This window comes from Allofournierella sp. CML151, assembly GCF_027853465.1.
Classification (GTDB): domain Bacteria; phylum Bacillota; class Clostridia; order Oscillospirales; family Ruminococcaceae; genus Allofournierella.
The window spans coordinates 1-12,366 of record NZ_JAPNNW010000032.1 but is presented as its reverse complement, the minus strand read 5'-3'; the positions used below and the strand labels follow the sequence as shown (position 1 = coordinate 12,366).

The 12,366-nt window shown below is 59.8% G+C and carries 12 protein-coding genes and 1 tRNA gene; 6 read left to right on the top strand and 7 right to left on the bottom strand.

What is annotated here, in order from left to right; genetic code table 11:
* Positions 1-37: 37 nt before the first annotated feature.
* Positions 38-1,489 carry a glutamate--tRNA ligase gene (gene gltX, locus PH256_RS14890; protein ID WP_270914789.1) on the bottom strand — a complete coding sequence of 484 codons (1,452 nt, stop codon included), beginning with the start codon at positions 1,487-1,489 and terminating at the stop codon, positions 38-40.
* Between the two features lie 23 nt (positions 1,490-1,512).
* A complete protein-coding gene (locus PH256_RS14885) occupies positions 1,513-1,674 on the bottom strand; it encodes a hypothetical protein (protein ID WP_270914788.1) in 162 nt (53 codons plus the stop codon).
* A gap of 18 nt (positions 1,675-1,692) precedes the next feature.
* Here PH256_RS14885 and PH256_RS14880 point away from each other — a divergent pair, with 18 nt between their 5' ends.
* From PH256_RS14880 to PH256_RS14865, 4 genes are all read left to right on the top strand, one after another.
* Entirely contained in the window at positions 1,693-3,099 is a 1,407-nt protein-coding gene (locus PH256_RS14880) for an MBOAT family O-acyltransferase (protein ID WP_270914787.1), read from the top strand.
* Between the two features lie 15 nt (positions 3,100-3,114).
* Positions 3,115-4,212 (top strand): hypothetical protein, encoded by a 1,098-nt coding sequence (locus tag PH256_RS14875; RefSeq protein ID WP_087185512.1) that lies wholly within the window; start codon positions 3,115-3,117, stop codon positions 4,210-4,212.
* An 86-nt stretch (positions 4,213-4,298) separates the two neighbouring features.
* On the top strand, positions 4,299-5,306 hold the full coding sequence (trpS, locus tag PH256_RS14870; RefSeq protein WP_270914786.1) for a tryptophan--tRNA ligase: 1,008 nt from the start codon (positions 4,299-4,301) through the stop codon (positions 5,304-5,306).
* Between the two features lie 242 nt (positions 5,307-5,548).
* Entirely contained in the window at positions 5,549-5,791 is a 243-nt protein-coding gene (locus PH256_RS14865) for an AbrB/MazE/SpoVT family DNA-binding domain-containing protein (protein WP_087185510.1), read from the top strand.
* Between the two features lie 62 nt (positions 5,792-5,853).
* Here PH256_RS14865 and PH256_RS14860 read toward each other — a convergent pair whose 3' ends face one another.
* Positions 5,854-6,546: a helix-turn-helix domain-containing protein gene (locus PH256_RS14860; protein WP_087185509.1), complete on the bottom strand. Its 693-nt coding sequence runs from the start codon at positions 6,544-6,546 to the stop codon at positions 5,854-5,856.
* 290 nt (positions 6,547-6,836) lie between these two features.
* Between PH256_RS14860 and PH256_RS14855 the strand changes: the two genes are divergently transcribed.
* Positions 6,837-7,478, top strand: coding sequence for a histidine phosphatase family protein (locus PH256_RS14855; RefSeq protein ID WP_270914785.1), 642 nt, complete (start codon positions 6,837-6,839; stop codon positions 7,476-7,478).
* 77 nt (positions 7,479-7,555) lie between these two features.
* Here the strand turns inward: PH256_RS14855 and PH256_RS14850 are convergent, their stop codons facing one another.
* The 3 genes from PH256_RS14850 to PH256_RS14840 all read right to left on the bottom strand — a co-directional run bounded on the left by PH256_RS14850 (position 7,556) and on the right by PH256_RS14840 (position 11,308).
* Positions 7,556-8,470 (bottom strand): AEC family transporter, encoded by a 915-nt coding sequence (locus PH256_RS14850; RefSeq protein ID WP_087185507.1) that lies wholly within the window; start codon positions 8,468-8,470, stop codon positions 7,556-7,558.
* Positions 8,471-8,687: 217 nt separating this feature from the next.
* Entirely contained in the window at positions 8,688-10,013 is a 1,326-nt protein-coding gene (locus PH256_RS14845; protein WP_270914784.1) for a DUF3048 domain-containing protein, read from the bottom strand.
* Positions 10,014-10,102: 89 nt separating this feature from the next.
* Positions 10,103-11,308: a DUF3048 domain-containing protein gene (locus PH256_RS14840; protein ID WP_270914783.1), complete on the bottom strand. Its 1,206-nt coding sequence runs from the start codon at positions 11,306-11,308 to the stop codon at positions 10,103-10,105.
* 457 nt (positions 11,309-11,765) lie between these two features.
* Between PH256_RS14840 and PH256_RS14835 the strand changes: the two genes are divergently transcribed.
* Positions 11,766-11,841: transfer RNA gene (locus PH256_RS14835), tRNA-Lys, on the top strand.
* 104 nt (positions 11,842-11,945) lie between these two features.
* Here the strand turns inward: PH256_RS14835 and PH256_RS14830 are convergent.
* A complete protein-coding gene (locus tag PH256_RS14830; RefSeq protein ID WP_270914782.1) occupies positions 11,946-12,203 on the bottom strand; it encodes a hypothetical protein in 258 nt (85 codons plus the stop codon).
* Between the last annotated feature and the right edge of the window lie 163 nt (positions 12,204-12,366).

The following is a 12,366-nucleotide window of genomic DNA, read 5'->3' as shown; positions in this document are numbered from 1 at the left end:
AGCCCGCTTTCCAAAGGGAAAGCGGGCAAAATGCTTTTTACAGCAGCTCCAGAGCGGCGCGGATGCGCTTGACGGTCTCCTCACGGCCCATCATGGCGGCCAGATCGGTACCGCCGCCGGGGGTGCGCTGCTTGCCGGACAGAGCGATGCCCAGCGGGAACAGCAGCCAGCCGTTCTTCACGCCCATCTCCTCGGCCTTCACCTTGCAGGCCTCAAAGATGGCGTCCCGGTTCCAGTCCGCCAGGTTCTCCAGCAGGGGCAGCAGGGCCTCCAGGGCCTGCTTTGCGGTCTCGGGGTTGGTCTTCTGTTTCTTGTTGGTGTACAGGTCGGTGGTGTAGGGCACCACGGCGTCGAAGAAGTCCAGCTGCTCGGGGATCTCGCCCAGCACCTCGCAGCGGGGCTGCAGGTTGGCGCAGAGCAGGTCGCGGTCGATCTCCACATGCACGGCCTGGTCAATCCAGGGATCGGCCATTTCGCGGAACTTCTCGGCGGGCAGACGGCGGATGTACTCCGCGTTGATGGCCCGCAGCTTCAGGGGGTCAAAGATGGCCGGGCTCTTGCTGATGCCGGACTCATCAAAAATCTTGACCATCTCCTCCAGGGTGAAGATCTCCTCTTCACCCTTGGGGCTCCAGCCCAGCAGCAGGATGTAGTTCAGGATGGCCTCGCTCAGGTAGCCCTTGGCCACCAGATCCTGGTAGGAGGCGTCGCCGTTGCGCTTGGACAGCTTGTTCTGGGCATCCTTCATAACAGGCGGGCAGTGGATGTAGGTGGGAACCTCCCAGCCGAAGGCCTGGTACAGCAGGTTGTACTTGGGCGCGCTGGACAGGTACTCCGAGCCGCGGATCACGTGGGTGATGCCCATCAGGTGGTCGTCCACCACGTTGGCGAAGTTGTAGGTGGGCATGCCGTCGGTCTTGATGAGGATCTGGTCCTCCAACTCGGCGTTGTTCACCTCGATGTGACCGTAGACCACGTCGTCAAAGCTGGTCACGCCCTCCTTGGGCATCTTCTGGCGGATGACGTAGGGTACGCCCGCGGCCAGCTTCTCGTCGATCTCGGCCTGGCTCAGGTTGCGGCAGTGGCCGTCGTAATGGCCCACCACGGCGCCGCCGGCCTTCTGCTCCTCACGCATCTTTTCCAGACGCTCGGGGGTGCAGAAGCAGTAGTAGGCCTGACCGGCCTTCACCAGCTGCTCGGCGTATTCCTTGAACATGCCCATGCGCTCGCTCTGCACATAGGGGCCAACCGGGCCGCCCACGTCGGGACCTTCGTCCCACAGCAGACCGGTCTGGCGCAGGGTGTTGTAGATGATGTCCACCGCACCCTCCACGTAGCGTTCCTGGTCGGTGTCTTCAATGCGCAGGATGAAGGTGCCATCCTTGCTTTTCGCCTTCAGATAGGCATACAGAGCGGTGCGCAGATTGCCCACGTGCATATAGCCGGTGGGGCTGGGCGCAAAACGGGTGCGTACGGTATTGTTCGCCATGATCGTTTCTACTCCTTTTATCCTCACGCGCCCGGGGCGGCAAGCAATGCGGGCCGGGCGGTTTGTTTCTCTTGTTTATTGTAAGGGCCGCACATCGGCTTGTCAACCGGGGCGCCCAACTTCTTCGCTTTACAAGCCCTTGCCCCTTTTATTATAATAGGAAAAGACCCAATGGCATTTTCCATGCAAAAAGGAGCGTTTCCATGAATTTTCTTTCTTTGTCCTTCGCCGGGTTCGGCGTGCTTGTGTTCGCCGGGTGGTGGGGTCTGCCCGCCAAGGCCCGGCCCTGGCTGCTGGCGGCGGCGAACCTTTTCTTTGCCGGGCTGTTCGGTGCCAAGGCCGTAATCTGCCTGGTGCTCATCTGCCTGGCGGGCTACCTGTGCGGGCTGTGGGCCCAGAAGGGCGGCGGCCGCGCGGCCATGTGGCTGGGCATCCTGCTGGGGCTGGTTCCCCTGGCGGCCTACAAATACCTGCCGCTTGCCTCCCCTGCCCTGTTTGAGGGGCTGGTGGCTCCGGTGGGCCTGAGCTTTTACGTGTTCAAGACCATCAGCTATCTGGCAGATGTGACCAAGGGCCGTATCCAGGCCGAAACCTGCCCCCTGTGCTACTTCAACTACGTGGGCTTTTTCCCCCAGCTGGCCAGCGGCCCCATCCAGCGGGCAGGCAGCCTGCTGCCGCAGCTGAAGGCCCCTGCGATGACCTTCGACCGGGCACTGGCCTACACCGGCTGTGTGCGCTTTTGCTGGGGCATGTTCTTGAAAAAGTGCCTGGCAGACCAGCTGGCGGGCTACCAGGGCGCGCTCTACCAGCCGGACCACTACTACAGCCTGGGCATCGTCTGGTCGCTGCTGGCCTATACCTTATATCTGTACTTTGACTTTGCCAGCTACTCCCAGATGTCCATCGGCGTGGCCAACCTGCTGGGCCTGCGGGTGGAGGAAAACTTCCTCAGCCCCTATTTCTCCCGCAGCATCGGCGAGTTCTGGCGGCGCTGGCATGTGAGCCTTTCCAGCTTTTTGCGGGACTACATTTACATTCCCCTGGGCGGCAGCCGCAACGGCGTGCCGGTGCTGATTGTGGCCACCATGGTCACCTTTGTGCTCTCCGGCGCATGGCACGGCGCCACCGCCGGTTTCCTGGTCTGGGGCGCGCTGCACGGCGTTTACCTGCTGATCGGCCGGGCCACCAAAAAGGTCCGCGCCGCCGCCTGGGGCGCGCTGGGCCAGAGCGAAAACAGCCCGCTGCGGTCGGTGGTGGGGTGTCTGTTCACCTTTGTGCTGGTGAACATCGGCTGGTTTTTCTTCATGACCGGCACCCTGCATCAGGCCCAGCTGGTGGCCCAGTATCTGTTCCAGCCCTTCTCCTTCAGCCTGCAGTATCTGAAGGAGAGCTTCACCCAGCTGGGCTACACCTCCACCAGCATGATTCAGCTGGGGCTGTTCGCCCTGCTGGCCGCCGGGATCGACTGGTGCGCCCGCAAGGAGGGCTTCGGCGCCTGGGCGGCGCGGCAGAAGCCGGTGCTGCTGGTGCTGCTTTGCTATCTGTGCGTGTTTGCCACCCTGTTCTTCGGTGCGGCGGGCACCCTGCAGAACGTCTATTTTGCATTTTAAGGAGGACAGGCCGGTATGAAACGATTTTTGGCAGTTGTGGCGCTGTTCCTCGCGCCGGTGATTCTGGTGTGCGGTGTGTTCGGGCTGGCGGTATATACCAGCGGCGAATGGCGCACCGAGGAAGAGGTGGCCCAGATGGTGCTGGACGGCGAGCCCGCCTTTCTGGGCCTTGCCTACCGGGACAACACCCGTTACTACAAGCACCTGGTGGCCAGCGGCAAGGCCGCGGACCTGCTGGTGCTGGGCACCAGCCGCAGCATGCAGTTCCACAGCGAATTCTTCACCACCGACAGCTTTTACAACGCGGGCGGCGGCAGCGGCTACATCAACGAGTTCCAGTATTTTCTGGAAAACCTGCCCGAGGAAAGCCTGCCCGACACCCTGATCATGGTGATGGACCAGTACTTCTTCAACCAGGCCTGGGTGGGCACCGGCGGCATGCCGGAGGCCTTCGACTACGGGCACTATGAATTTAACGCCAAGACCGCCCTTTCCGAGGCTATGCGGGGCTGGGCTGCGGGCAAATACTCGCTGCTGGATGTGTTCACCCCCCACCCGAATGTGTACGGCATGGCGGCGGTGGGCCGGGGCAGCGGCTTCAATCCGGACGGCAGCTACTGCTACGGGCGGCTGCTGGATCACCCGGAGGAGGGCACCGACGTGGGCTTCCACGACACCTACGACCGCATCCTGAAGGGCACCAACCGCTTTGAATACGCCGAGTATGTATACCCCACCAGCACCGAGGTCGTGGAGCGGCTGCTGGCCTGGTGCAACGATCAGGGCATCCAGGTGGTGCTTATCATCCCGCCCTACGCCCCCAGCGTTTACGAGCGGATGGCCGAGAGCGGCAACTACGGCTACTTTGACTGGATTCCCAAGATTCTCACCGAGCTGTGTGAACCCTACGGCTACGAGGTCTACGACTTCAGCTATATGCCGGACACCAGCGACGACGAGTACATCGACGGCTATCACGGCGGCGACCGGGTCTATGCCCGGCTCACACAGCAGCTGGCCGAGCAGAGCACCATTCTGGAGGGTCTGATCGACACCGATTATCTGGACGCTGCTCTGGCCGACAGCGGCAATCCTCTGCGGCTGGCCCAGTAAGGCTTGACAGCGGCGGGCCAAAGGCTATAATACAAGTATCAGTTACGGGCGTTTTGCGGCGCCCCAAAAGAAATGAGGCAGAAACAATGAGCGAAGAAATGCAGCGCAAGAAGCGCATCCTGTCCGGCATCCAGCCCACCGGTACCTTTACCCTGGGCAACTATGTGGGCGCGGTGCGCAACTGGGGCGCTTTACAGGAAGAATACGACTGCCTGTACATGGTGGCGAACCTGCATGCCATCACCGTGCGGCAGGACCCCGCGGCCCTGCGCCGTCAGACCCGGGAGGCCGCAGCCATGCTGCTGGCCACCGGCATCGACCCGGAGAAGAGCGTGCTGTTCGTGCAGAGCCACGTGCGCGCTCACGCTGAGCTTTCCTGGATTCTGGCCTGCAACACCCAGTTCGGCGAGCTGGGCCGCATGACCCAGTTCAAGGACAAGAGCGCCAAGCATGCCGATAACGTGAACGCCGGCCTGTTCACCTACCCTGTTTTGATGGCGGCGGACATTCTGGTGTACAACGCGGACCTGGTGCCCGTGGGCGTGGACCAGAAGCAGCACCTGGAGCTGGCCCGCAATGTGGCCCAGCGCTTCAACAACCAGTACAGCCCCACCTTCACCCTGCCTGAGCCCTACATCGCCAAGACCGGCGCCAAGATCATGAGCCTGCAGGAGCCGGAAAAGAAGATGAGCAAGTCCGACACCAACGCCAACAGCTTCATTCTGATGACCGACGATGCGGACACTATCCTGCGCAAGTTCAAGCGCGCCGTGACCGACAGCGAGGGCACCGTACGTGCCAGTGAGGACAAGCCCGGCGTGACCAACCTGATGAGCATCTACAGCGTGCTCACCGGCAAGGACTTCGCCGCCATTGAGAAGGAGTTCGAGGGCCAGGGCTACGGCGTGTTCAAGGAGGCCGTGGCCGGCAGCGTGATCGACGCCTTCCGCCCCATCCAGGAGGAATATGCCCGTATCCTGGCCGACAAGCAGTACCTGGACGGCGTGCTCGCCGAGGGCGCCGAGAAGGCCAGCCGTATGGCCGATCGGATGGTCAGCAAGGTCTACAAAAAAGTGGGCATGCTGCAGCTGTAATTCCTGTATCGTTCCAGCAGCCCGCCCGGGCGCGCCATCCGGCCGCCGGGCGGGCTGTTTTTTTCCACCATGAGGCACTCTTCGCCTTGAAAAAAAGCATTTTCCATTTATTTACCATATATTGACATTTTTTCCATGGTGGTTTATAATGAAGCAAACGGGCGGATATTCCCTGTTTGCCCGTTCCCATAACCGACTTTTTCCCAAGAACCCAATTCCCAAATTAAAGGAGAGATCGTATTATGAAATCCACAGGTATGGTCCGCAAGATCGACAACCTGGGCCGCATTGTGCTGCCCATTGAGCTGCGCCGGGTACTGGAGATCGATCAGGACTCCTCCCTGCAGATCTTCGTGGAAGGCGACGAGATCATTCTGAAGAAGTACCAGCCCGCCTGCGTATTCTGCGGCGAGGCCAAGGGCGTGGTGCAGTTCCACGGCCGCAACATCTGCGCCGAGTGCCGCAAGGCCATCGGCCAGCTGTAAGCTTCCAGACAAACAAAAAAGACCGGAACCCCGCGGGGCTCCGGTCTTTTCTTTTTTATCGCTTATTTCTGCTTGTCGATGCGCTTCTCGCTGTTTTTGATCAGCATCATCAGGCTGCCGGAATACAGGCGGTAATCCTGCTCCAGGCTCTGGCTGGTCATGGCAAAGCAGCTGGTGTCCTTCATGGGGGCGCTGCTGCCCACCTCTTCCCCGGCCAGGATGGCGGCTACGTTGGCCTCGGCGGTGTCCATGGCGGCGGAGGAATAGCCGTTCCAGCGGCCGTTGCTCACGCTGAACAGGCTGCTGGCGTTCTTGGCGTTGGAGGAATAGAGCAGGCGGAACATCTTGTACACCGCCACGCTCAGGTAACCGCTCACCTCGCTGATCAGATCGCTGTTCTGGCTGGCACCCAGCTTGTCATACAGAATGTTCAGGCTGTTGGAAATCAGCTTTTTGTTCATGGTGGGCAGGGTGCTGCCGCGATAGATGCTGTCCCGCGCGGCGTCCGGGCTGGGAATGTCCTCCACCCGCAGGGTCAGACCGTTCCGGTCCGGGCTGCGGCCCAGCAGGTAATCGCACGACACATCGTAATACTCTGCCACGCGCACCACAAAATCCAGGCCGCATTCGCGGATGCCCTTTTCGTAGTGGGACAGCAAAGCCTGGGATACACCCAGGTCCGCAGCTGCCTGCTTCTGGGTGATGCCCCGCTCTTTGCGCAGCAGGGTAATGATCCGGTTAAATTCAGTCGTCATGCAATATCTACCTCTTTGTTCCGCAAGTCCGTCCTGTCTGCGCCTGGCACAGGCCACCCGCAGATACAATTACGTATCGTAAATTATAAAACAACCAAAACGCTTTGTAAATACAAATTTCGCCAATATTCTATTGGTTTTTTCGTAGCTTTTGCCCAATATTGACTTTGGCACCTAGATGTATGATAATAATCAGGAGTTCTTTTCTAAATATTGTGTTTCAAGAATTTTCCATTTAGTATTATGTTACCATTTTGTAATCATTTTCTTTGCTTTCAGGAGGGATTTTTTTGAAGACCTTTACCCTGCACCTGATCCGCCACGGGCTGACCCAGGGCAATCTGGACGGGCTGTATGTGGGCGGCGGCACCGATCTGCCCCTGTGCGATGAGGGCCGCGCCCAGCTGGAGGAGCTGCGCGACCGATTCGAGTACCCCCAGCCCCAGCTGGTGTTCACCTCGCCTTTGCTGCGGGCCACCCAGACTGCGGACATTCTCTTTCCCGCCGCGCGCAAGCTGTCCATCGACCAGCTGCGGGAAGCGGGCTTCGGCGTATTTGAGGGCCGCAAGGTAAGCGAGCTGGTGCACGAGCCGGACTTCGCCCGCTGGATGGACCCCACCTCCGGCTTTACGCCCCAGGGCGCGGAGCCCACGGCCCAGTTCCACCGGCGCTGCGGCGAGACACTGATGAAGCTGTTCGAGTACCTGATCCGCTCCGGCACCGAGGAAGCTGCCTGCGTGACCCACGGCGGTGTGATCATGAGCATGCTGGCCCAGAAGGCCCTGCCCCGCCACAAGCCCGAGGACTGGATGGCCGACCCGGGCGCGGGCTACACCCTGCGCACCGACACCACCCTCTGGATGCGGGACGGCATTGTGGAAGCAGTGGACATCGTTCCCTTCGGCTATCTGGACGATCAGCCGGAAGCCTGACCTCATTATTTAACATCAAAAACAGCCCTAAACACATGGTTCAGGGCTGTTTTCTTTTTGCTTCAGACTTTCAGGGTTCACATCACGCCCAGCACAAAAACCGCCGCCAGCATGCCCGCCACCCCCAACAGGATGGACAGGGAGTTGATGAAGCTGGCCAGGCCTTCATCACCGCCGCATTTTTCGGTGAAGGCGGGAGCGATCACCGAGATAGGGGCAAAGACCATAATCGCAAGCCCCTGCCGGACAGCCAGCGAGAAAGGTGCCAGCCAGAACACCGCCACCGCCAATACCAGCGATGCCACCAGGCGAACCCCCAGCACCCGCACTGCGCTCCACAGGTATTCCGGCTTGGCCTCAATCCGGAACATGGCCCCTACCATCAGCATGGCCAGAAACGGATTGGCCGAGGCGATGGGACTGATGAAATCCAGCAGCCCCTGGGGCACCGTGACCCCCAGAATTACCAGCACCAGCATGGTCACATAGGTCACAAAGGGTACCGAAGTGAGCAGCTTTTTGCCCACGCTTTTCAAATCCGGCTTTTCACCGCCGCACACCACCGAAACCAGTGCATAGGTGCCGCCGGTACACATGATGGAGTTGCCCACATCGAACAGACATGCACCCATCACAGCCTCCGCTCCCAGAAAGCTCTGCAGAAAGGGCAGTGCAAAGGCACCGATGTTCCAGCCCGGGAAATTGAGCATATTCAGCACCCGTTCCCCTTTCTCTTTGCCCCGACTCATCAGCATCCCCAGCCCGATCAGCAGCCAGCTGGCCACCAGCGCCAGCACCGGAATCAGCAGCAGCTCCGGCTTCCAGGTCATATTGGCGGTGCTGCTGATCACTGCGGCGGGCAGGGTGATCTTCAGCACGATGTTACTGATCACCCGGTGGTCCTTTTCCCCGAAGATTCCAATGGCCCGGAACACGATCCCCAGCAGGATCACAAATAAAAAGGATGCGGATTTTACAAAAACTGCCGTCATGGCTCTTTCCCCCTCTTTTGACACAACAGTTCCATTATACCGCTCTCGAACGGAATTCGCCATGGCGAAACCGCACAAAACTGCCTTTTACCGGCTGCCCGCCGGGTGCAGACTCCAACAAAAAAGCGGCGAAAGAATAAACTTTCGCCGCTTTTTCGCCGCTTTTTCTTTGTCAGTTTTCGCCGCCTTTGCCGGCAGCATAGTGCTTCAAATCCCGTCAGCCTTCGCTGGGCTGGGATTCAGCCGCGGGCTCAGAGGCAACCGCGGGCTCAGAGATGGGCGCGGGTTCAGAGACGGGCGCGGGTTCAGAAGCAGGCGCCGCCTCCGGTGTGGGTTCCGGTGTGGGCGCGGGCGTGGGCTCCGGCGTAGGTTCCGGGCTGGGGGTGGGCACGGCAGTGGGCAGCGGAGCAGGGGCCGAAGGCAGCGCCTGTTCGGCGCCCGAGGCGTCCAGCAATTTCAGGCTCTGGCCCTCGAAGCCACCGTAAATCCCCATATAAGTCCGGCCGGGCTGCACGTTGAGCATATTGCCGCTCTCGTCGTACAGCTTCAACGGTGCCATGGCATCGCCCTTTTCCCAACGGATGGTCTGCACGCCGCCGCCGGACAGATACAAGCCCTGACCGCCGCTCAGATCGTACTGGCGGGTCACGCCGTTGTCCTTCATTCCGCTGGAGGCCATGAGCAGGATTACATTGGAGAACCGTACCTCACTGTCGTCCGGGCGGCCCGCATCGGTCTGGGGCGTATCGCCCTCCCGCAGGTAGTACCGCTCATCCTCCGTGTTATAAACCAGGCGGGCAGTGCGCTCGCTGCCGTAGGTGATGGCCAGCTCGTAGCCCTGGGTATTCTGAGGCGTGCTGCCCTCGGCAAACTGGAAGAAGCTGTGGGTCTCACCCTCGCTGCTCTGGCCGTACAGTCCCAGTGCGCCGGGCAACAGACTGCTGGTGGTGTACCAGCTGTACTGCTCCGCGTAGATCTTGGCCCGGTCTTTGTCCAGGTCAAAGGCGGTGGTGCCGGTATAAACGCCGTCCAGCGGCTGATAGTTGTAGTAGTTCACCAGGTTGGAGGCGTACACATCACTGCCCACATACATGGGAATTGCCTGCAGCGGCATTACCATCTGCAAAAACAGATCCCGGCCCTGGCCCACCGGCCCCACCTTCTGCAGGGCGTCCGGCCCGTCATACAAGGCCATCATCCAGGTATCCTGGCCTTCGGTGTTGGCTTCGATCAGCAGCTCGGTATCCCCGATGCCCCACTGGGGCCAGGCCGCCTTATTGTTGTAGAGCATCACCGCCACCGGACGCTGGCCGTAATATTCGGTTTCCCGGCCGGAGAGCGCACTGATGCCCTCTGCGGGCAGCGGCATGTCGTTCTCGGTTTCCGGCAGCTGCGGCGCCTGGGGCTCGGCCTGCGAGGAGGCCGCCTGGCTGGATGCGGTCTGGGACGACGGCTGTGCCTGGGAGGAATCCGCCCCCTTGCCGCAGCCGGCCAGCAGCGCCAGGCTCAGCACCAGCGCCGCCGCTTTGTAGCATGCTTTCATTTTGTGTTTCCCCTTCCCCTGTTTGTTGCTGTGAAAGTGTAAAACAGGGCCTGTCCATTTTGGCAGACAGGCCCTGGATCAGACTATGATCAATCGTCGCTTTCCACGAAGGTCTCGCTGGTGGGCGCTTCCTGGGTGTCCTGCGCAGTGGCCAGCGGCTCCCACTTGAAGTTCTCGGCCTCGTCGATGTCCACCACGGTCACATAGCTCTTGCCGCAGTTGACCTCGAAGGGCTCCTGGGTATCGAAGGTAACCAGACGCAGGGTATCCAGCGGAGTGCCCTTCTCCCAGCGGATCTTCTCGATCTTGCCGCCGTAGCAGTAGTAGCCAACACCGCCCCAGCTGTACTCCGCGTACTGCAGGTCCTTGGCCTCGTGGCCGGGATAGGTGTGGATGTCGGTGAACAGCACGATCACGTTGTCGAACATGAGCTGCTGGTCGTTGTTCTCATCGATGGTATCCCGGTAGCTGCCCAGGCTGGAGTAATACTGCGCCATCTTGTACTGGCCCAGAGAGGCGTCGTAGTCGAACTGGGTACGGTAGCTCTGAGAGTGGCGGATGGTCACACGCTCAGCGTTGTTGTCGCCGTCCACGAAGGCACCCTCCGGAATCACGGCCGCATCGCGGTAATCCACAAAGTCAAAGAAGGTGGAGTTGTAGCTGCGGCGGTCGTCGATGTTCTGGCTTTCAATGTACTCGGCAATCTTTTCGCCGTTGGTGTAGGCAGTGTGCTCGGTGGCCACCGTGTTGCCCGCCCAGTTGCGGCGGTTCTTGTCACGGTAGATCAGACCGGCGGCGGTGTTGCCCTCCAGATCCCACTCCTCGTAGTCGTAGTCCTCAATGTACTGGCGCTGCACCACGCTCTGGCCCACATGCACATACAGGGGCTGCCAGGGCAGAACCAGACGGAAGAACTGGTCACGGGCGGAACGGATGGGTCCGATCTCAGGAATGTCATTGTAATCGGTGAACAGGGCCATAAAGCGGGTGATGCCGCCTTCCACCTTGATCTCGAACAGGATGTCCGCTGCGGAAAGGCCGCGCTGAGGCCGGCAGGCCTGGATGTTGTTCACCATCACGCCGGTGATGCGCTCACCTTCCGGGTAGTCGATGTCCTTTTCGTAGCCGGTAAGTACCTGGGCCTCGTAGGGCTCCGGCGTGGGCTCCGGCGTAGCCGCAGGGCTGGATGCACCCTGACCGCCCTCGCCGCCGCTGGCGGTCTCGCTACCGCCGCAGGCAGTGAATACGCTGGCTGCCATGAGAACAGCCAATACGACACTCATCAATCGCTTCATGTAATTCTCTCCATTTGTCTGTGTATTTTTTGCACAGGCCGCAGCCGGGGCGCACCCATGCGGAAAGCCCTTATCATCGCGCCGGGAGCCGCTTGCTCCCGTTTTTCCCATTTTACTCCCACGCCGAATCGTTGTAAAGCAAACGGAAATTTTTACGCACTTTCGCCAAAATCCCAGGAAAAAGTTTGTATATCAAACCTATTGAAACGATTTCAAACCATTTTCCCGAGGCTCTGGTGTGGAGATCGAACCGGGACCCCCACGCCCCAACCGCTTATCTTTGAAACGATGGACTACCCTTATCATACTCATTTTTTCACGGTTTGTAAACACTTTGTAATTTTTGCCGGTAATTTTTCTTTTTTCAAAGGCCAGATTCGCGCATTATTTAATTTTTTCAAAAACCGCTTGACAAAGTTTTTTTCGGCTGATATAATAAACAAGCTGTAAACAGCGTGAATCATTAGCTCAGTCGGTAGAGCATCTGACTTTTAATCAGAGGGTCCGGAGTTCGAGTCTCCGATGGTTCACCAAAAAATCCCGGACGCGAATGCGCCCGGGATTTTTCCTTATTCACTCTTCACTTCCCCGCTTCTCTTTCATCGAGACCGGGGAAGTTTTTGTTTTGTCTGCGTTTTCAGCTCTGTTTGGAATCGCGGCGGACGGTACACTTTTTCCTGGCGATCTCGGCGGTGATGATGCCCAGCGCCGCCAGCGCGAACACCACGCCCCAGATCACGGTTCCTGTCTCTCTGGCCGGAGCCTGCGCCGCCTGCTGGGTTCCGGCAGCCAGCGCACCGGGTGCCGCGCCAAAGGCCAGCAGCAGCACGCCTGCCAGTGCCGCCAGTGTGCGCAGCGAGCCGATTACCCAATCCAGCTGTCTTCTCTTCTTCATTTTTCTTTCCCCCTCACGTGCTTGCTGTTTCTTCTGCTTTCAGTTTAGACCTGCCGGGGCGGCGGGTCTATCGCTTTTGGGTGAAGGGGATGTAAAGATCCGGTCAAATTTGCCCGCCCGCTCCACAGCACACAAAAAGCCGCATCCGGTTGGATGCGGCTTT